The following is an 18,202-nucleotide window of genomic DNA, read 5'->3' on the forward strand; positions in this document are numbered from 1 at the left end:
TCGCGGAGAAGATTGATGACCCCGCATATCCTCGTGGTCGATGACGATCCGCAGGTTCGGCAACTGATCGCCGACTATCTTGGCACTCAGGACTATCGGGTCAGCGTCGCCGCCGACGGGGGCGAAATGACCCGCTTGCTGGCCGAGAGTGCGGTCGATCTGATCGTGTTGGATTTGAAGCTGCCGGGCGAAGACGGCCTGAGCCTGGCGCGCAAGCTGCGCGCCGAGTCCGATATCCCGATCATCATGCTGACCGGGCAGAGCGATCCCATCGACCGGGTGGTGGGCTTGGAACTGGGAGCCGACGATTATCTGACCAAGCCGTTCAACCCGCGCGAGCTGCTGGCGCGGATCAAGGCGGTGTTGCGCCGGTTCAAGGCGCGCGAGCCCGCGCCGCCAGCGGACAGTAAAATCAAAGCGTACCGCTTCGCCGATTGGGAATTGAATCTGGCCGCCCGGCGCTTGATCGACCCCAAAGGCGAGGCGGTCACCTTGACCAACGCCGAATTCAACCTGCTGATGGCGTTCCTGCAAGCGCCGCAGCGGGTGTTGAGCCGCGATCAACTGCTGGAATTGAGCCGGGTGCACAGCGACGAAGTGTTCGACCGCAGCATCGACAGCGTGATTTTAAGGCTGCGGCGCAAGCTGGAAGCCAACCCGCGCGAGCCGCAACTGATCAAGACCGAGTGGGGCGCGGGTTATCTGTTCGCGGCCGCCGTCACGGTGCTCTAGCGTCGCGCCGCCCGCGCTCGGCGGCCCACACCCGGCCGATGGCTTCGGCCAGTTCGCGGATCAGCAGCGGCTTTTTCAGCACCTCCCGAATCCCGGCGAGCCGCCCGCGCTCGGCCAGGGCGAGATCGGGGCGGCCGGTGGCGAGCAGAATGGGGATATCGGGCCGAATGCGCGCCAGTTCGGCGGCCAGATCCAGGCCGGTGAGCTTGGGCATGATCTGATCGGTGATCACCAGTTGAAAGCGTTCGGGGTTGGCGCGAAACGCCGCCAAGGCCTCCTGGGAACTGGTGTAAGCGACCGGTTCGTAGCCGAGCGCGGCCAGCAATTCCTCGCCCAGCTCGACCAGGGACGGTTCGTCGTCCACGAACAGGATCACTTGGCCTTGACCGAAGCACACCAGTTGCTCGGTGTTGGCGTCCGGGTCGGCATCGCCCTCGGAACACGGCAAATAGAGATGGAAGGCGGTGCCGTGGCCCGGTTCGCTGTCGACGCGCACCGCGCCGCCGTGATCGGTGACGATGCCGTGGACGATGGACAAGCCCAAGCCGGTGCCCTTGCCGACTTCCTTGGTGGTGAAAAAGGGATCGAAAACCCGCTCCAGGGTGGTTTGATCCATACCGACGCCCGTGTCGCTCACGGCCAGATGGACGTAGGGGCCTGGTTCCAGATCGACGCCGACGAGGGCCGCTTCCCGCTCCATCTCGACCCGCTCCAAGGCGATATCCAGCGTGCCGCCTTCCGGCATGGCCTGCGCGGCGTTGGCGCCCAGGTTCATCAACACTTGATGGAGTTGGTCGGCGTCGGCGACCACCGTCGCCCCGGTGGCTTCCGAGCGCTCGACGATTTCGATGGTGCTGGGCAGGGTGATGCGCAGCAGCTCGACGGCTTCGCTCGCCAAGCGTTGGATGTCGACCGTTTTGCGCACGCTCTCGCCGCGCCGGCTGAAGGTCAGTATCTGGTTGACGATGGCTTTCGCCCGCTTGCCGGCGACCAGCACTTGCTTGAGATACTGCGCCGCGCGCGGATCGTCCGGCGGCGCCTGACGCGCCATCTCGGTGTAGCCGAGGATGACCCCCAACAGATTGTTGAACTCGTGGGCGATGCCGCCGGCCAGGGTGCCGACCGCCTCCATCTTCTGGGCGTGGCGCAGTTGCGAGGTCAGCCGTTCGTGTTCCTCGGCGGCGTGCTTTTGCTCGGTGATGTCGCCGATGGAGCCAGCCGCGCGATAAATGAATCCCTCGTGACCGCGCAGGCCCAAACCCCGGTTGAAGACCCATCGGTAGGCCCCATCGGGACGCCGCACCCGCAGCTCGCATTCGAAGAATTCGGTGTCGCCGCGATAGTAGGCGCGGACCGCGTCGCGAAAATGGGTCAAATCGTCCGGGTGGATGAGCGCCAGCCATTCCGGCACCGCAAGGGTGGCGACCGGGGGATCGAAGCCCAAAATCTCGCTGACGTGCGGCGAAACGTGAAACAGCTTGGTGGTCGCGGTCCAGTGCCACAAACCCTCGCGCGCCCCCTTCATGGCGAGATCGTAGCGTTCGTCGCTTTCGCGCAGCGCCCGCTCCATCTGTTGGCGCTCGGCGATTTCGCCCAATAATTCCCGCTTGTCGCCGGCCAGTTCCAGCGAGGTGCGGATGGTGCGATACACCCCGCGCATGGTGCTCAACATGGCGATGAAGTAGACCAGCACCATCACCCCCAGCATGAAGGGCAGATCGCCGCCTTGCAAAAAGTAGCGCGCGGCCAGCGGGAACAGGCACGGGATCGCAAAGATCAGAAACGCTTCCACCCGCGCTGCCAGCACCGCGGCCGCGCCCGACAGGATGCCGGCAATCACGAACGCGGTGAAGGTCTGCGAATAGGGATCGGTGGGAAACACGAACAGGACGCCGACGCCCCAGGTCACGCCCGACAGCCCCAGCCCGATCAAATAGCGGTTGCCCCAGCGCCGCGCTTGGGCGGCAGCGACCGGCCGGGCGCGGTGATAGCGGTAGGCGAGCGCCATGCGGGCGGCGGTGAGCAGCGCCAGCCACCCGAACCAGACCCACAACGTCAGCGCCGGAACTTCGTGCTGTTGGACAACGGCGAGCGCCGCGCCGCAGATCAGCGTGAAGAGGAAGGCGATCGGCCCGTTTTGATACAGCAGCTCCACTTGCCCGGCGTAGACGCGCCGTTCCAGTTCGTCGCGGCCATAGACCGCCTCGGCCGAGGCGGCAGGCGCATCCGTCGCCCCGCGTGCCGCAAAAGACCGGCGCAAGCCGCGCATTTCCACCGCCTTGGCGTCGAACGGGATCATGGTGGTTGACCACCTCCTTCCGGCAAGAATTCGCGAAGACTTATCCTCGCCCAGTATAGAGTAGCGCCGGGAGACTTTAAGGCCGCTCCAGGCTCTGCACCCAGCGCAACACCTCGGCGACCGCGCCGATCAGTTCCGAGGGGATGTATTGGTCGACTTCGCCCTGCGCGAACAGGCCGCGCGCCAGCGGCACGTTTTCCATGATCGGAATGCCCTCGCGTTGGGCGATTTCCTTGATGCGCCGCGCGATCAGGTTTTCGCCCTTGGCCTTGATGACCGGCAGCGGGGTCTTGCCCTGTTCGTAGTACAGCGCCACCGCGATGTGGGTGGGGTTGGTCACGACGACCGTGGCTTTCTTCACTTGTTGTTCGATCCCTCCCATGACCAGTTGGTGGTGCAACTGCTTGCGCTTGCTTTTGATGTGGGGGTCGCCTTCCATTTCCTTGTATTCGCGCTTCACCTCGTCCTTGCTCATCTTGAGTTCCTTCAGGTGCTGGAAGCGTTGAAAGGCGTAATCGGCCGCCGCGATGACGATGAACGCCGCCGTGCTGTACCACACGGTCTGCTTCATCAGCGCCGCCAAGACGCCCGACAGGCTGGCGAGATCGTGGTAAGGAATCTTCAGCAGATCGCCGAGGCCGTCCTTGATCACCCGGTACAACAGGAGCGACAGAAAGCCGATCTTGATGATCGATTTCAGCGCTTCGATGACGTTCTTGACGGAGAAAATCTTTTTGATGCCCTGCGCCGGGTTGATCTTCTTCAAATCCGGCTTGATCGATTCGAAGGCGAGCAAAACGCCGACTTGGGCGAAGTTCGCCACGATCGCCGCCGCGACGGCGATGCCGAGCACCGGCAACACGAGTTGGGCGCATTTCACCAGCAACAGATCGAACAGGCGTTTGACGGCATCGGCGAACGGCAGGCCGTACAGATCGACCGGCAGCAATATCAGTTCTTTGAGACCGGCCACATAGCCGTCCCAGGCCGCCCAGAAATAGCCGAATAGGGCGATGAGCATGGCCGCCGACACCGCCTCCTTGCTGTGGGCGACCTGGCCTTTCTCGCGGGATTCGCGCAGCCGTTTGGGGGTGGGTTGTTCGGTCTTGTCGCTCATTCCAGCAAACCCCGCAGGCGCGGCAGCAGGGTGGACAGCCGCTGGAATTCGGCGCTGAAAAAATAGACGAGCATGGCGATGTAAGCGACCAACAGCCAATTCGCCAGCGCGCTTTTGACCGGCATCGCCAGAAAAAACACGTTGAGCTGCGGCGAAAAGCGGCCGATCAACCCCATGCCGAATTCCACCAGAAACATCGCCACGATCACCGGCCCCGCCAGAAACACGGCCAGATACATCAGCACATCGAGCTGGTTGAGGAAATAGACGGCGGCGTCGAGGCTGATCCGGGGATAAAACGAGGCGACCGGCCAGAGGCGGTAGCTCTGGTAAATGCCGCCGAGATAGACCAGGAAGCCGCCGCCGCTGAAGAACAGCACCGCCATCACCTGGGACAACAGAATGCCGAGCGGCGAGGTCTGTTCCTCGGTCAGCGGGTTCAGCGAACTGGCCATGGTCGCGCCGCGCTGGTTGTCGATGAAGAAGCCGATGGCTTCCACCGCCCAGAACAGCACGCTGGTCACATAGCCGATGACCAGACCTATGAAGGCTTCCTTGAGCAGGATGCCGAGCAGCCAGGCGGTCGAGTGGGGAGCGGCCGGCAAACCCGTCGCCGCGACCGGCAACACTGACACCGCCAGGGTGAAAACCACGGCGTTACGGGTCAACCCCGGCAACACTTGCCGGCGCAGCAGGGGTAGGGTGGTGAGCGCCAGCAGCAGGCGCGGCAAGGCCACCGAGAAAGTCAGCAGCAACTGGCGTAGCTCCGCGGTTTCCATCGCCGTCACAACCGGGGGATGGCGTCGAAGATGCTGAGCGCGTAATTGAAGATTTCGATACCGAGCCAGCGCGCGATCAGGGCAAGGGTGACGACCACCGCGATCAGTTTGAAGGCGAAGGAAATGGTCTGTTCCTGAATCTGGGTCAGCGCCTGCACCAAGCTGACCAGGGTGCCGACCAGGGCCGCCACGATGATGGGCGGCAACGACAGCAGCAGCACCAGCATCAGCGCCTTGCTGGCGTAGTCGATGATTTCCGCTTCGCTCATTGGTAGCTCAACACCAGGCCGTGAATCAAGCGCGTCCAACCGTCCAGCAACACGAACAGCAGCAGCTTGAAAGGCAGCGAGATGGTCATGGGCGAGACCATCATCATGCCCATCGCCAGCAGGATGTTGGACACGATCAGGTCGATGGCGACGAACGGCAGATACAGCAGAAAGCCGATCTCGAACGCCCGGTTCAGCTCGCTCACCGTGAACGAGGGCAGCAGCACCAGAAAGCTCTCCGCCGTCGCGTATTTTTGCTGCTCCTCCGGCCACAGCCCGGCCGCCGAATCGACGAAGAATTGCCGCTCGCGTTCGTTGGAATGCTTGAGGAGAAACTGGCGCAGCGGCTCCGCGCCGTTGTTCAGCGTGGTTTTGATTTCCGCCGGGTTGGCCAGGCTGGGCGGGTTCTGACCGACCAAATCGTAGGTGGCGAAACCGACCGGGGCCATGATGTAGATGGACAGGATGATCGCCAGGCCGTTGACCGCCATGTTCGGCGGAATCTGCTGGACGCCCAAGGCGTTGCGCACCAGGAACATCACCACCACGATCTTGACGAAGCTGGTGGTCATGATCGCGATGAAGGGCGCGAGCGAAAGCAGCGCGAGGCTCGCGATCAGGACGAAGGGATCGGGCATCTCAGCCATGAGCGTGCGCGAACAAATCCACGAGGCGAACGCCCAGGCAGTCGCCGACTTGTATCAGCTCGCCGCTGCCGATGATCGCGCCGTTGGCGCGGACGGTGACCGGCCGCTCCAAACCGCGCGCCAGCTCGAAGGCGTAGCCCGGTTGCAGCGTTTTCAGCTCGCGCAGCGCCAACGCGCTTTCGCCCAAGTCGAAGCTTACGGTGACCGGCAGCTCGTCCAGTTGCGCGAGCGCCTGCGGTTCAGTCACGGTGTCGGTCATCGTCGTCTCCCGTTGCTGTAGGATCACGCGCTGTGGTTCGAGGGTTCCACGGAAACGCCAATCCGGCCCGATGCGGATCGACACCGTTCGGTCGCGCGGCCACGCGCCTCGTTCGATCAGGATGAAATCGTCGCGCGCCAGCGCTTGGAATTCGGCCAAGCCGAGCCGAGACTGGCCCAGCTCGAACCGCACCGGCACAGGAAGCGCGTCCCAATCGTTCCCTGGCGCATCCGGCAGGGCATCCACCCATTGAGTAACCAGCGGCAGCCAATGGTTAGCAAACCAAAGTTGACCGTCGATGCGTTCGCCGTTCGCGGCGAACTGACAGCACAGGCCGATTCCGCCCTCGGCGGGCGTCGCGCGGAAATCCACCGCATCGAGCCTCAGTTGCCGGCCCAGCCGCTGTTCCCATGACGCTAGCAGCTTTTCCAGGGCGGCTTCGAGCAGCAGAGCGCGCAATTCCTCTGGCAAGCCCATGATGTCGTTGAGGTCCGCGACGTGCGAACCGGTCAGGGCGTGCAACAACCGCGCGCTGATCGCCATCCAGCCCGGCTGGCCATCGACCTCGCAAGTCAAGTGAAACACGGACGAGTCGGCGGGCGGCGCGGCGCGAAACTGCCAGCGCCAATCCGTGGCGGCAGCGTGCGGCGGGTTCAACGGTTGCCCGCTCTTGCGGGCAATCTGATTGCGCAACCGGAGTTCCGCGCGGCTCAAGGTCGGTAAATTCAACATGGCGCGCTACCTTTCGGCCTCCCATTCGTCTTGCACCGAGCGATGTTGCCGCGAGCGACCGTCTTGCGGGTCGCGGCCGGCGTCCTGGGAGCGGATTTCGACGCGAACCTCGCCGCCCAAGCGGTCTTGCAGAGTCTGTTGAAGATCGTTGCCGCGCTCCCTTAAGAAACTTTGCGATTCGGGATTGGGCGAAGTGAGTTCGACGACAATCTGGCCGCCGTCTTGGCGGACGCGCACTTCAGCGCCGTTCAAGAAGGATTGGTTCAGGGTGATGCGCACTTCCGGCGCGCCGGTCGAGCGATCCGCCACCAGGATTCTGGCGGCGACTTTGTCAACGATTTCGCTGAGGTTGCTTTCTGAAACCGCTGGCGAACCCACGGCGGCGAGTTCAGGTTCTGACTTGCCTTGCAAGCCGCGCAGGATCGAATCGCCCAGCGCGAGCGTGGCGGTTGGGTTCGGGTCGGTTTTGTCGTCGGCGGTTTTGGAGTCCGTGGTTCGCCGCGTCGGTTCGCGGTCGGAGGTTGCGCTAAGCGTGGTCTGAGCATTCGGAGCGGCGCGCGATGGAAGCGGTGCTTCACTAGAATCGCTGACCGCTAAGGTCGGCGGCGCGGTCGACGCCTCGCGCGAACTCGCGGCTGGTTGGTTTTTGCCTTGGGGCGAAAGCTCGACGCTGATCAAATTCCGAGGGGTTCCAATCAGAGATTCAGGTGACAGCGGTGACCCTGGCGGCAGCGCAGCCCCAAAAACATCAACGGGCCGCGCATCCGGCTTCTCGCCGCGCTGGATAGCCGCTTGCCGTTCGGGCAGCAACGCTTTGTCCATTTGCTTTACTGGCGATCCCGCTAAGGTTTTATCCGCTGACGCCGGTTCGCCTTGCAGCGCCGCCGTAAACGCTTGTTCGTCGCTCGCCACGTCGCGGCCTGCCGCGCTGCTCGATCCTGATCGCGATGGTTCGGCTTGCGGCTGCGGGCTGCGCGACGCTGCCTCCGTGGCATTAGCGATCATCGTCGCCATCGGGGTGATTCTCCTGCGTTGGGGGCGTGGATTTGCCGCTGAATTCTTCCAGTTCCATTTCCTCGCGATAATCCTTGAGCCGCTGCGTTTCCCGGCGCTGGATGTCGAGAAATTCCGCGAACTTCGTCTTGGCTTTGAGCGCGGCCGCATGACGGGCTTCGGCGGCGGCTAATTCTTCCTTGGCGGTCGCCAGGGCTTGTTCCGCTTGGTTCACTTGATCGATCAACCCATTTTCCCGTTCCCGCAGCAAACCGAGCGCGGCTTTATAGTCGTCCACGTCTTTCAATATGATCGGCTGGTGGTGAATTTCCGCGAACAGTTCGTCCTCGCGCGTGGGCCGCCAATTCTGGTAGTGGCTTAGCTCGCCGGTTTTTTGGTCGCGCGCGCGCGCTCGATCCTCGACCTGATAGCGCCGCTTGCGCGCTTCGATCAGCGCGTTGTGCTCGCGCAATTGCTTGATGCGGTAAAGCTCGGCCAGCAGCGCGGTCATGCGCCGGCCAAGGCTTGCATTCGCGTCACGGCTTCGGCGAACGGCATTTTTTCGTCGAGGCCCTGGCGCAAGAAGTCGCGGATCGCGCCGATCTTGGCGAGCGCCTCGTCGGCGACGGTATCGCTGCCTTTTTTGTACTCGCCGATCTTGACCAGCAATTCCACTTCCTCGTATTTGGCGAGCAGCTCGCGCAGGCGGCCGGCGGCGGTTTTGTGCTCGCGCGGCGCGATCGCGTTCATCACCCGGCTGGTGCTGGCCAGCACGTCGATGGCCGGGTAATGGTTGGCGGCGGCCAGCTTGCGCGACAGGATGATGTGGCCGTCGAGGATGGAGCGGGTCTCGTCGGCCACCGGTTCGGTCATGTCGTCGCCTTCCACCAGCACGGTGTAGAGCGCGGTGATCGAGCCTTTATCGGACTGGCCGGCCCGCTCCATCAGTTTGGGCAGGTTGGCGAACACTGACGGCGGAAAACCGCGCCGGGTCGGCGGCTCGCCCGCCGCCAGGCCGATCTCGCGCAAGGCGCGGGCGAAGCGGGTCACCGAATCCATCAATAACAGGACTTTCTTGCCCTGGTCGCGGAAATACTCGGCGATGGCGGTGGCGACGTAGGACGCCTTGGCCCGTTCCATCGAAGTCCGATCCGAGGTCGCCACCACCAGCACCGACCGCGCCATGCCGTCTGGCCCCAGGTCGTGCTCGATGAACTCGCGCACCTCGCGACCGCGCTCGCCGATCAAGGCAATCACGATCACATCGACCTCTGCGCCCTTGACCAGCATCGACAGCAGGGTGCTCTTGCCGCCCCCGGCGGCGGCGAAAATCCCCATGCGCTGGCCTTCGCCGCAGGTGAGCAGACCGTCCATCACCCGCAATCCCAACGCTAAAGGTTTCGCGATCACCCGCCGGGTGAGCGGATCGGGCGGATCGGCGTAAACTGGATAGAACGCTTCAGCTTGCAAAGGGCCTTTCTTGTCGCGGTCGAGCGGGTTGCCGAGACCATCCAGCACGCGGCCCAGCAAACCCGATCCCACCGCGACTTCCTGCATCCGGCCGGTGGGAATGACTTCGGTGTTCGACGAGATGCCGAACATGTCGCCAAGCGGGGTGAGCAGCGCGGCGTCCTTGGCGAAGCCGACCACCTCGGCCTGCGAGCTTCGCGTTTCGCCCGGATTCTGCAACAGGCAAAGCTCGCCGATTTTGACCTGCGGCACGGCGGCTTTGATGATGGTTCCGACCACTTGAGTGACCCGACCCTTGATCGCCAGCGGCAGGGCGGCCTCGATGGCTTCTTCCACGAAATCGAGGATATAGCTCAAGTGGTGCATCGACAAATCTCAAAGGTGGGACACGGCGGTGTCATTGACCTTTGAGTAACGGTTTTTGCGGGAATGTTTTAGGAAGCGTTTGAACCGGAAAAACGGGTGTTGACAACATTTTTTGGCGGAGAAGCGGGGCGTTGGAAGGTTTCTGGCCAGGGCAATCGCGCGATGTGAGGGGTTGACAAGGGGTAGGTAAGGGGGCTATGGGAAGGGAACACTTGGATGGAGAAACCCAATGCTGCAGGCGCCGAAGGTTGGCGATCCGCGATCCAAATGAGCTGGAGCCGCAACCGCCACGCGGGACCGAGCGCGCCGACCGATCCAGTCGAGGCCGCGCCCGAGTGGCATCCGTTCGCCGGGCGTCCGCTCCCTAGACGGGGCCGGGTCTGACCGGCCCGGTTTGGGCGTCCTGTCCGAACGGATCGCCGGCGGGCAGAAGGACGGGACGGGCGGGCTTTCAACCGGATCGATTCCGTTCCAATCGAACGATCTTGGCCCGACTCACTCCAGCGCCAGCACCAGGCGCTTGCCCAGGGCCGACGCCGCGTGCTCCAGTTGCCGCAGGGTCGGGGAGTGGCGGGGATTCTCCAGCCGCTGCGCGGCAGGCCAGAAGGTTTGCAGCGAGCGAGCCAGTTCCGCCAAGGACCGATCCCCGCGCGCCCGGCGGATCAGCAAGGTCGCTTGGGTCCGGGCGTCCGGCGCGATCAGATACAGGCCGTCGCCGGCGGGAAAAGGATCGGGTATGGGTTCGTTTTCGTCCAGCATCCACCCAGCATGGCCGACCGCACTTCGGCGCCGTTGAACAGGGCCTCGTCCAGCGTGGCCCCTTCCGTGAAGGTGTCCTCCAGATCGACGCAGCGCACCCGGAGCGCGCCGTTATCTTGCGTTTCCAGCGCGGCGGGATAGCGCACTTCCAGGCGTTTTGACACGCCGTCGTCCGCCCTACGCCGCTGCCGGTTCGGCCGGCTCCGGCTCCCGCTTGAACTGGCTGATTTCGACGTTGCCCTCGGGGAAGTGGGCCACGATGCGCAACTCGCCGCCCATCGCTTCGACGAAGCGGCGCAAGGTGCTCACGTACATGTCGGTCTGGCCTTCCATCTTGGAGACGGCGACCTGGTTGATGCCGAGCGAGGCCGCGACCTGCTGCTGGGTGAGATCGAGCGCCCGCCGCAGCTCTTGTAAGGGCATTTCGCCGATGAGCTGCCGGGTTTTTGCCGCGATGCGCGCTTGCCGCTCTTGCGGCATTTGCGCCATCAAATCGCGAAATTTCTTTGCCATCACAGAAACCTCTCTTTTTTCAGCAGGGCCAAGTGCTCGTCGTACAGGCGATCCGCCAGCGGGACAAAGGTGTCATACCAGCGATCATCGCCGGTTTTCTTGCCGCCGACGAGCAGAATCGCCGTGCGCCGAGGGTCGAAAGCGTACAACACGCGGTAAGGTTCGCCACCGTGCTGCACGCGAAGTTCCCGCATGTGATCGTGCCGGGAAGTCGCGATGCCGGAGCTGTGCGGGAACCGCAGAGAAGGTCCCAACTGTTCGAGTGTTCCCACCGAAGCCGCCACAGCGTCTTGTTCGGCCTCGCTCAACGTAAACCACCACGCCTCGAATTCGTCGGTGTATTCCACTTCCCATTTCATGGCCGCATGATAGCTTATAAGTTATAAGTTATAAAACCTTCAAGTTATGCGAACCGCTCAAAGCAGCGTTCCCCGTAGCTCCGGCCGCTCGTCCCACAACCGCCCCGCCAGCAACCGGCCGTTGGCTTTCTTGTCGCGGCGCACCCCGTCCGGTCCCCAGGCGCCCCATTGCTTGAAAAAGAAATTCACGCCCGCCGCCGCGCACCGATCCCGCACCGACAAGGCCCATTCCTTGCGCATCGGGCGAGCGTCCGGGCCGGATTCGCCGCCGACGATCACCCAGCCGATGCTACTCAGATCGAACGGCCCTAGGTCCTCCAGCAAGGGTTCCACCGACAGGAAGCGGACGCGGACCGACACTTGGCGCAAGTGTTCGATGCGCGGCAGGCCGTGGCGGCGATCCTCCACCGTGACGCCGAGCCAGACGTTGGCCGGCACGGATCGAGACGCGAAGAAGTCGGGCAACCGTTCGGCGCGTTTGGTCAGCAGCAGGTAGGTGTGCCGGGGCGTTCGGCGAATCACCGCCAGCACCCGGTCGATGAACGGGTCCGGTACGTCCTCGTGGAACAGGTCGGCCATTGAGCAGACGAAATACACGGTGGGCTTGTCGCGTTCGAGCGGCTGGCCGAGGCGATCCTCGCGCAAGGTCAGCGCGAAGCCACCCGCGTAGCCAGCCGCGCCCGTCGCTTGGAGGTGGAGCGCCATCCGCTCGGCGTAGCAGTGCTTGCAGCCGGGCGACACTTTGGTGCAGCCGGTGACCGGGTTCCAGGTCTGTTCGGTCCACTCGATTTTTCTGGCGCTCATCGCAGCTTGTGTTCGTGTAAGAAGCCAGCGGGGAAAAGGATTCTTCCAACCGACCGGCACCATCGTTGGCGTCATGGCGTCATGGCGTCGTGGCGTCAAACAGCCATTCAGTCATGACACCAGTGTTCAAGCCGTCCGGCGTTGATCCCGCCGGTTCAGTTCGGCCACGTCCTTGGCCCCCGGTGCAGGCCGCCAGTCGGCGCAGCTCCCGCGCAGCTCTTTGATGCGCGCAATTTGCCGGTCGGGGATCGGCATGACGGGCTTGTTGCCAAGCGGCGACCTCGTGCGTCAGGGTGATGGTGTCGGGGATGCGCCGATCCAGGCACTGGCGACTGAGGAGGCTCAGTTCGATTTCGGCCCTGTTAAACCAGCTTCCGTGTTTCAGGGTGTGATGAATCTCCAGGCGTTCAAGTAGACCTCTGGCGACGGCTGGCTCGAAGGCCTGATAGAGGGCGGCGGGTTTGTGCGTATTGAGATGGTCCATGACCAGGATGACTTTTTCGGCCTGGGGATAGCGCACCTCCAACAGGTCCTTGACCTCCTGCGCGAAATCGACGGTGGTGCGCCGGTCGGTGACGGTGACGTGGCGCTGGCCGGTCAGGGGTTCGAAGGTCATGAAGAGATGGGCCGTGCCGTGTCGTTCGTATTCGTAGTCCACCCGCGCAGGCTGGCCCGGTGCGGTTGGCAATGGCACGCGCGTTTCCGCCACCCATTGCTTGCTGATTTCATCAAGACAGACGACCGGATAGGCCGGGTCGTGGGGTCGGGTATAGACTTCCAGCACATCCTCCATCGCACAGACAAACTCGGCGTTGGCGTTCGGTGGAATCACCCAGTGCCGACGCAGCCACGGTTTAAGGGCGTTTTTTGAGCGTCATCCGGACACAGTCCGGGCCGATGCGCTCCACCACCGCCAGTTCTACCAACCGATCCGCCAGCAAGCGCAGCGTCCACCGGCGATCCCTTCGGGCGGTGCGCTACAGGCCAGTGCAATCAAGCGGGCCTCTTGCTCACCATCCAGCTTGCGATACTGACGACCGGTAAGGCTCCTTCCGAAACAGCGCCGCCTCTAATCCCTGTTCCACAAACCCCTGGCGCACCCGGTAAACCGTCGATTCTCCACAGTCAATCGCCTCGGCAATCCGTTCGTCGTCCCAGCCTGGCCCGCCCGCCCCGGTGTCCGCTTTGAGTCAAATTCGGGCGTGGATCAGCACCGATGCCGACCGCTTTCCGGTGGGGATCAACCCCTCAAGTCAGGCGCGTTCCTCCCCGCTCAGCCGGACAACGTATTTCGGTAAGGGTATCGGCAAGCTCCGTGTTGGGGGTTCCTCCAATGGAAAACCTTTCCGCCCCTTAAAGTCAACTCAGTGCGGGTGAAGCACTAGGGCGTGTCATCAATTAGGGGCGTGATGGTTTTCCAGATTTACAGAAAAACCAGGTTGAGATTTGCTGCTGGCAAACGTCTGGAGGAGTTTGTGGATGATGAGGCGGTATGGTTTGCGAGACGATCAGTGGGAACGGATGGTAATGCCCCAAGAATTTCTTCCATGAGAAGTCAAACTGAAGAGACTGTTGTGGAGGACGTGATGGGCAAGCAACGTCAACGTTGGACAGTTGAAGAAAAGTTGGGGATCGTGTTAGCGGTGTTAAGCGAGCGCCCGAGCGTCGCGGAGGTGGCCCGCCAGCGCGGCGTCAACGAGAATCAAATTTATCGGTGGAAAGAGCAGTTTCTGGCGGCGGGTCGTCAGGGGTTAAGAGCCTATCCCAATATTAACATATTGATATATTTACAAAATGATAATACCATTGTCTTATAAATTGGTGATTTGAATTAAAGCAGGTGAACCCTCGAAATGACACCAGAGAAAAGATATCCCAGTGATCTGACGGATGAAGAATGGGTGGTGGTGGAAGACTGCCTGCGTGGAGAAGACGAGATGGGGGCGGGCCGCCCATTGGAAGTGGATTTGAGACGGGTGTGGGATGCGATTTTATATCTCAATAAAACGGGCTGCCAGTGGGCGTATCTGCCGCATGATTTTCCAGCGCGCACGACGGTCAATTACCATTATACGAAATGGATGGCGACTGGTTTTTTTGAACGAGTGACTGCGGAAGTTCGCCGACGGGTCCGAAAAAAAACGGTCGTAACACGGAACCGAGTGCGGGGATCATCGACAGTCAAAGCGTCAAGGGCACCGCAGAATCTGCCAGAAGAATCTGGCTTTGACGGTTATAAAAAGGTCAAGGGCAGAAAGCATCACATGGTAACGGATACCACAGGCTGTGTGCTGGCCGTGGGCGTCCATGCCGCCAACCTCCACGACAGTCAGGGGGCGTATCCCTTGCTCAAGAAGACCTTTGAAATCGTACCCACACTGCGAATGATGTGGGCTGATCAGGGCTATCAGGGCGAAGAACTCGCCACCTGGGTAAAAGACACCTTCGGTTGTGAGTTGGAGATTGTGAAAAAAACCACGAAAGGCTTTAAGGTGTTACCCCGTCGCTGGGTGGTGGAAAGAACATTCGCCTGGTTAAGTCGTTATCGCCGATTAGTCCGTGTCTATGAAAAAAGAGTCGCTTCCAGTATCGCTATGATTTGGGTTTCTTCTATCCGCATCCTGCTGAAAAAACTATGGACACCCATTGATGAAGAAGGGCTGCTCTTAATCATTTACATCTGAATAAGAATTTTCGGATAGGCTCTAAACGGGGCGAAGGCGCAGACGGCGGATCAGCGCTTGGAAGCGGAGAATAGCCAATTGAAAAAGCTACTGGGTGAGAAGGCGCTGGAGATGGAGATTCTAAAAAACCTTTCATGGGGCGCTGTAACGCCCTCTTTTTGTAGGGCTAGAAACGGGGTCCCGCTACACGAGAGGCGCTGGGAACAGTGGCCGTTGACTTTTTGGTGGCATTGACCCCGTCAAAAAACATAGCCCAGGGACTGTAGCGGATTTGCGTGTGGTGACGCTGGCTGGCGATCCCGATTAGGAAAGTGATGACATTCGCCGTCCCCGTTTCCGGCTACTTTCACGGTGAGGACGAGACCCTGCATAAGCCAATATCAATCACTACGCCGTACCGTTCCGAGCGTCTATCGACGATCAATGCCGATGCAGCGGGCATTGATGTGGGATCGCAGTGGCATGTGGTGGCGGTACCCCCTCAACGCGATCCCGACCCGGTGCGGACCTTTCAAAGTTTCACCGGCGACCTTCAGCGGTTGGCCGACTGGCTCGTCGCCTGTGGGGTCAAGACAGTGGCTATGGAATCCACGGGCGTCTATTGGATACCGTTATTCGAGGTACTGGAAGCACGGGGTCTTCACGTCTGCGTCGTCAATGCCCGCGACGTCAAGCACGTTCCCGGCCGCAAAACGGACGTCAACGACGCCCAATGGCTCCAACGCTTGCACACCTACGGCCTTCTGCGGGCCAGCTTTCACCCCGCAGCCGTGCAAGCGCTCTGGAAACCGGTGGCGACTGAGGAAGCCTTCGAGATCGTGCGGCGGCTGTTCAACCCAATCAGTGATCAAGCGGGCGCGGAGCAGGTCTGCCGCGCTTTCGCCGACTACTACACGGCTAATAGCGCGGACTTTCCACACGAAACCCAGGAAAGCCGCTATTTCGAGCGCTTGCAGCGCGCCTATCCCATCCACCCGGAAATCTTCGAGCGGCTTTACGAAGACTGGTCATCATTGGACAAGTTTCAGCGCACCCGTGGCGGGCTGAAATTAATGGCCAAAGTCATTCATCGACTGTGGAAGGACGACAACAAGGATTTGCTGATCGTGCCGGGCAGCCTGCCGCTGTACGACGCCGACGTGCGTAACGAGGCGATTTACTACCTGCCGCAGGGTTGGGACCCGGTGCTGGAACGCGACGTGGACGGCGACCGAGCCGAGACCGCCGACATCGAACGCGATACCCGCTTTGGTGCGGTGCAGGCCGCGCGGCGCGTGGCCCGGAGCATCCTTTCTCGGCAGCGCACCCTCGACCCCCAACCAGATGGTGCGCGGCGTCGAGCCGGAACGCATCGTGTTAGGCTGCGCCCAACCCGGCCAGCCCTGCGGCGTCTACAAAGACGTGCTGCGGCGTCTGGTAGACCGCTTGCACTATCTCAATAGCGCCAACAATCGCTACTGGTTCGACACCCGGCCCAACCTGTGCCGCGAGATGGAAGAGCGCAAGCGCCGGTTCCAGGACAAGGAAGAAGTCATCCCGGCGATTCGGGATCGCGTCCAACGGCTGTTTGGGCAAGGGGTGTTTGGCGCCGTCCATATTTTTACCCCGTCCGGCGATATTCCCGACGATTGGCTGCTGCGCTTGGTGGTGTTGCCCCCCGATGCGGCGTTCTACCGTTCCGGACGCAATCTGGCCGAAGAAGCGGCGGCTGAACGCCTCAAAAGTCGGGGCGAGCAACCGTGCCAGAAACAAAATCGTCTCCTGTTTTTGGCCGCCGATTACGAATGCGTAGGGCGCCTCAAGGATCAGGTCAGAAGCCTCCTGGCGTGGCAATCCATCGTCACCGACAGCAGGGATCTGAAGTTGAACCTGGATCAATATCAGTCCCGCCAGGCGGCTAAAAGCCTGGAAGACGCCCAAAGCGCCCTGGGGCCGATGATCCGGGAAACCTGGCGCTGGCTGTTAGCGCCGATGCAGGAGGCCCGGCCCGGTAAAGGCATTTCTGACATCCAATGGGAGCTTTTTCCAATTGCGGCCAGCGCCCCAAATATCACCCAGGAAATCGAACACGTTTTGCGGGATAACGAGCTATTGATTACCGAATGGGCGCCGATTCATCTCCACAACATCCTCAAGACCTGGTTCTGGAAAGAAGACAAAAACGACACGGGCGCGCTCGATGTCTGGCAGAAAACCTGCTGTTATCTCTATCTGCCCCGACTCAAGGATGATCACGTCTATCAGAAAGCGCTGGCGGCGGGCGCTGGGAGCACGGACTTTTTCGGTCTAGCCTACGGACAGGAGGATGGAAAATATATCGGTTTCAGCTTCGGCAAGGCCACGACGCCGCTGTTGGATTCAGCATTAGTGCTGATCGCCCCGCCCGTTGCAGCAACCTATAGCGAGTCGCTGCAAGCCGAGGAAGCCCAGCGGTTAAAGCGCGCTGCCAGAACGACCGAAACGGGCGCGCCCAGGCCACCGTCAGAGGTCAGAGAGAACGCAGTCGGTGCGGATGTCGCCGCGCCAAACCAGCGACCGGCGGGCAAGCAGCAGTTTTATGGCACGGTCGAACTGGACCCCGTTAAGGCCAAATTCTCCTTTGCCGAGATTGTCGATGAGGTGGTCCAGCAGTTCACCGCCCGGCATGATATCAAGGTGAGCATTTCCGTCGAGATTCGGGCGGAATCACCCACCGCTTTTGAAGAGGCCCTCCAGCGGGTGGTGAGGGAAAACTGTCGTGTGCTGAAATTCAAAAACGGCGAGTTTGAGTGAGGGTTTTTCTGTCTCTCCACAGCGCCGGGCTGCTGCGCAGGCATCCCAGAGAAAGACGTCCAAGATCGGACGAAATGTCCTGCGTCTCTCAGTCGATTCGCTGTTCCGTTGCTCCTCAAACTTGATACTCACCCGCACTTCACGGGTTAAAGCAGATGTGGCTGCCGTTTTGCCAGCCAGCGATCCAATGCGTTGGCAAAGGCACGTTTATCACGATCATGATAGGGTGCAGGTCCGCCGGTAACTGTTCCGGCAGCGCGAAGGGCTTCCTTGAAATCGCGGAGGCTTAACCGCTCCCGTATATTCTCCACCGTATACGCCTCACCGCGCGGATTCAGAACCGCCATCCCGCCCGCTACCAACCGCGCCGCCAGCGGAATATCAGCCGTGATGACCAGATCACCGCGTTCCGCGTGCTGGACCAGGTAGTGATCAGCCGCATCCAGCGTTTGTTCCACCGACACCGCAGTAATCAGGGGAGACGCTCCGCTGAAAAGCTGACGATTAGCCACGAGCGTGACCGCAATACCCAGCCGGCGTGAAGCGCGAAACACCATCTCCTTCACCGGGCCAGGGCAGGCATCTGCATCAATCCAGATTTTCATGAGGTGATCTGCCAAGCATTGCCTGGTGTAACGAAGATCTTAA

Annotated in this window: 19 protein-coding genes and 3 pseudogenes; 5 read left to right on the forward strand and 17 right to left on the reverse strand. The window is 61.5% G+C overall.

All coding sequences use genetic code 11. The features are described 5' to 3' along the window. Positions 1–15: 15 nt before the first annotated feature. On the forward strand, positions 16–732 hold the full coding sequence (locus BN873_RS12440) for a response regulator (RefSeq protein ID WP_048674142.1): 717 nt from the start codon (positions 16–18) through the stop codon (positions 730–732). Here the strand turns inward: BN873_RS12440 and BN873_RS12445 are convergent. From BN873_RS12445 to BN873_RS21365, 16 genes and pseudogenes are all read right to left on the reverse strand, one after another. Next, entirely contained in the window at positions 719–2,785 is a 2,067-nt protein-coding gene (locus BN873_RS12445) for a PAS domain-containing sensor histidine kinase (RefSeq protein WP_171820472.1), read from the reverse strand. The genes BN873_RS12440 and BN873_RS12445 overlap by 14 nt on opposite strands. A gap of 322 nt (positions 2,786–3,107) precedes the next feature. Beyond that, positions 3,108–4,148, reverse strand: a complete 1,041-nt coding sequence (gene sctU / locus BN873_RS12450; protein WP_048674146.1) for a type III secretion system export apparatus subunit SctU — start codon at positions 4,146–4,148, stop codon at positions 3,108–3,110. Then, the gene (gene sctT, locus BN873_RS12455) at positions 4,145–4,927 is read right to left on the reverse strand and encodes a type III secretion system export apparatus subunit SctT (protein WP_048674149.1); all 783 of its coding nucleotides are present in this window, start codon (positions 4,925–4,927) and stop codon (positions 4,145–4,147) included. Before sctT ends, sctU begins: the two co-directional genes overlap by 4 nt. Positions 4,928–4,932: 5 nt before the next feature. Further along, complete coding sequence (gene sctS, locus BN873_RS12460) at positions 4,933–5,196, reverse strand: type III secretion system export apparatus subunit SctS (protein ID WP_048674151.1); 264 nt, start codon at positions 5,194–5,196, stop codon at positions 4,933–4,935. Next, positions 5,193–5,843: a type III secretion system export apparatus subunit SctR gene (gene sctR, locus BN873_RS12465; protein ID WP_048674153.1), complete on the reverse strand. Its 651-nt coding sequence runs from the start codon at positions 5,841–5,843 to the stop codon at positions 5,193–5,195. Before sctR ends, sctS begins: the two co-directional genes overlap by 4 nt. After that, complete coding sequence (sctQ, locus tag BN873_RS12470; RefSeq protein WP_048674154.1) at positions 5,836–6,834, reverse strand: type III secretion system cytoplasmic ring protein SctQ; 999 nt, start codon at positions 6,832–6,834, stop codon at positions 5,836–5,838. The genes sctR and sctQ overlap by 8 nt, the downstream gene beginning before the upstream one ends. 6 nt (positions 6,835–6,840) lie before the next feature. Next, positions 6,841–7,848 (reverse strand): hypothetical protein, encoded by a 1,008-nt coding sequence (locus BN873_RS12475; protein WP_048674156.1) that lies wholly within the window; start codon positions 7,846–7,848, stop codon positions 6,841–6,843. Then, positions 7,829–8,338 carry a type III secretion system stalk subunit SctO gene (gene sctO / locus BN873_RS12480; RefSeq protein ID WP_048674159.1) on the reverse strand — a complete coding sequence of 170 codons (510 nt, stop codon included), beginning with the start codon at positions 8,336–8,338 and terminating at the stop codon, positions 7,829–7,831. Before sctO ends, BN873_RS12475 begins: the two co-directional genes overlap by 20 nt. Then, the gene (gene sctN / locus BN873_RS12485; RefSeq protein ID WP_048674161.1) at positions 8,335–9,663 is read right to left on the reverse strand and encodes a type III secretion system ATPase SctN; all 1,329 of its coding nucleotides are present in this window, start codon (positions 9,661–9,663) and stop codon (positions 8,335–8,337) included. Before sctN ends, sctO begins: the two co-directional genes overlap by 4 nt. Positions 9,664–10,158: 495 nt before the next feature. Beyond that, on the reverse strand, positions 10,159–10,422 hold the full coding sequence (locus tag BN873_RS20945; RefSeq protein ID WP_242434431.1) for a helix-turn-helix domain-containing protein: 264 nt from the start codon (positions 10,420–10,422) through the stop codon (positions 10,159–10,161). Beyond that, positions 10,362–10,586 (reverse strand): type II toxin-antitoxin system HicB family antitoxin, encoded by a 225-nt coding sequence (locus tag BN873_RS20950; RefSeq protein WP_242434432.1) that lies wholly within the window; start codon positions 10,584–10,586, stop codon positions 10,362–10,364. The genes BN873_RS20945 and BN873_RS20950 overlap by 61 nt, the downstream gene beginning before the upstream one ends. 13 nt (positions 10,587–10,599) lie before the next feature. Then, the gene (locus BN873_RS12495; protein WP_048674162.1) at positions 10,600–10,935 is read right to left on the reverse strand and encodes an XRE family transcriptional regulator; all 336 of its coding nucleotides are present in this window, start codon (positions 10,933–10,935) and stop codon (positions 10,600–10,602) included. Continuing rightward, positions 10,935–11,294: a type II toxin-antitoxin system RelE/ParE family toxin gene (locus BN873_RS12500; RefSeq protein WP_048674164.1), complete on the reverse strand. Its 360-nt coding sequence runs from the start codon at positions 11,292–11,294 to the stop codon at positions 10,935–10,937. Before BN873_RS12500 ends, BN873_RS12495 begins: the two co-directional genes overlap by 1 nt. Positions 11,295–11,351: 57 nt before the next feature. Next, positions 11,352–12,098 carry a phage Gp37/Gp68 family protein gene (locus BN873_RS12505; RefSeq protein ID WP_048674166.1) on the reverse strand — a complete coding sequence of 249 codons (747 nt, stop codon included), beginning with the start codon at positions 12,096–12,098 and terminating at the stop codon, positions 11,352–11,354. 79 nt (positions 12,099–12,177) lie between these two features. Next, positions 12,178–12,954: pseudogene (locus BN873_RS12510) on the reverse strand (IS630 family transposase); the annotation flags it as partial. A gap of 154 nt (positions 12,955–13,108) precedes the next feature. Continuing rightward, positions 13,109–13,246 (reverse strand): annotated as a pseudogene (locus BN873_RS21365) (helix-turn-helix domain-containing protein); the annotation flags it as partial. A 261-nt stretch (positions 13,247–13,507) separates the two neighbouring features. Here BN873_RS21365 and BN873_RS20955 point away from each other — a divergent pair. The 4 genes and pseudogenes from BN873_RS20955 to BN873_RS20970 all read left to right on the forward strand — a co-directional run bounded on the left by BN873_RS20955 (position 13,508) and on the right by BN873_RS20970 (position 17,554). After that, positions 13,508–13,915 (forward strand): transposase, encoded by a 408-nt coding sequence (locus BN873_RS20955; RefSeq protein WP_053085338.1) that lies wholly within the window; start codon positions 13,508–13,510, stop codon positions 13,913–13,915. Between the two features lie 36 nt (positions 13,916–13,951). After that, on the forward strand, positions 13,952–14,782 hold the full coding sequence (locus BN873_RS12520; protein ID WP_082161266.1) for an IS5 family transposase: 831 nt from the start codon (positions 13,952–13,954) through the stop codon (positions 14,780–14,782). Positions 14,783–15,159: 377 nt separating this feature from the next. Then, positions 15,160–15,882: pseudogene (locus tag BN873_RS21475) on the forward strand (IS110 family transposase); the annotation flags it as partial. Positions 15,883–16,105: 223 nt separating this feature from the next. After that, the gene (locus BN873_RS20970; protein ID WP_139031714.1) at positions 16,106–17,554 is read left to right on the forward strand and encodes a hypothetical protein; all 1,449 of its coding nucleotides are present in this window, start codon (positions 16,106–16,108) and stop codon (positions 17,552–17,554) included. A gap of 146 nt (positions 17,555–17,700) precedes the next feature. On the opposite strand, the gene BN873_RS12530 is transcribed toward BN873_RS20970, so the two are convergent. Next, entirely contained in the window at positions 17,701–18,159 is a 459-nt protein-coding gene (locus BN873_RS12530) for a YaiI/YqxD family protein (protein ID WP_048674171.1), read from the reverse strand. Between the last annotated feature and the right edge of the window lie 43 nt (positions 18,160–18,202).

The sequence above is a fragment of the Candidatus Competibacter denitrificans Run_A_D11 genome, from assembly GCF_001051235.1.
GTDB classification, from domain to species: Bacteria; Pseudomonadota; Gammaproteobacteria; order Competibacterales; family Competibacteraceae; genus Competibacter_A; species Competibacter_A denitrificans.

Bases quoted from the DNA above. Each gene is read 5' to 3' on its own strand.
- BN873_RS12440 (WP_048674142.1), top strand. From the start codon at position 16: ATGACCCCGCATATCCTCGTGGTCGATGACGATCCGCAGGTTCGGCAA.
- sctU (WP_048674146.1), bottom strand. From the start codon at position 4,148: ATGAGCGACAAGACCGAACAACCCACCCCCAAACGGCTGCGCGAATCC.
- sctT (WP_048674149.1), bottom strand. From the start codon at position 4,927: ATGGAAACCGCGGAGCTACGCCAGTTGCTGCTGACTTTCTCGGTGGCC.
- sctS (WP_048674151.1), bottom strand. From the start codon at position 5,196: ATGAGCGAAGCGGAAATCATCGACTACGCCAGCAAGGCGCTGATGCTG.
- sctR (WP_048674153.1), bottom strand. From the start codon at position 5,843: ATGGCTGAGATGCCCGATCCCTTCGTCCTGATCGCGAGCCTCGCGCTG.
- sctQ (WP_048674154.1), bottom strand. From the start codon at position 6,834: ATGTTGAATTTACCGACCTTGAGCCGCGCGGAACTCCGGTTGCGCAAT.
- BN873_RS12475 (WP_048674156.1), bottom strand. From the start codon at position 7,848: ATGGCGACGATGATCGCTAATGCCACGGAGGCAGCGTCGCGCAGCCCG.
- sctO (WP_048674159.1), bottom strand. From the start codon at position 8,338: ATGACCGCGCTGCTGGCCGAGCTTTACCGCATCAAGCAATTGCGCGAG.
- sctN (WP_048674161.1), bottom strand. From the start codon at position 9,663: ATGCACCACTTGAGCTATATCCTCGATTTCGTGGAAGAAGCCATCGAG.
- BN873_RS20945 (WP_242434431.1), bottom strand. From the start codon at position 10,422: ATGCTGGACGAAAACGAACCCATACCCGATCCTTTTCCCGCCGGCGAC.
- BN873_RS12495 (WP_048674162.1), bottom strand. From the start codon at position 10,935: ATGGCAAAGAAATTTCGCGATTTGATGGCGCAAATGCCGCAAGAGCGG.
- BN873_RS12500 (WP_048674164.1), bottom strand. From the start codon at position 11,294: ATGAAATGGGAAGTGGAATACACCGACGAATTCGAGGCGTGGTGGTTT.
- BN873_RS12505 (WP_048674166.1), bottom strand. From the start codon at position 12,098: ATGAGCGCCAGAAAAATCGAGTGGACCGAACAGACCTGGAACCCGGTC.
- BN873_RS20955 (WP_053085338.1), top strand. From the start codon at position 13,508: ATGGTTTTCCAGATTTACAGAAAAACCAGGTTGAGATTTGCTGCTGGC.
- BN873_RS12520 (WP_082161266.1), top strand. From the start codon at position 13,952: ATGACACCAGAGAAAAGATATCCCAGTGATCTGACGGATGAAGAATGG.
- BN873_RS20970 (WP_139031714.1), top strand. From the start codon at position 16,106: ATGGTGCGCGGCGTCGAGCCGGAACGCATCGTGTTAGGCTGCGCCCAA.
- BN873_RS12530 (WP_048674171.1), bottom strand. From the start codon at position 18,159: ATGAAAATCTGGATTGATGCAGATGCCTGCCCTGGCCCGGTGAAGGAG.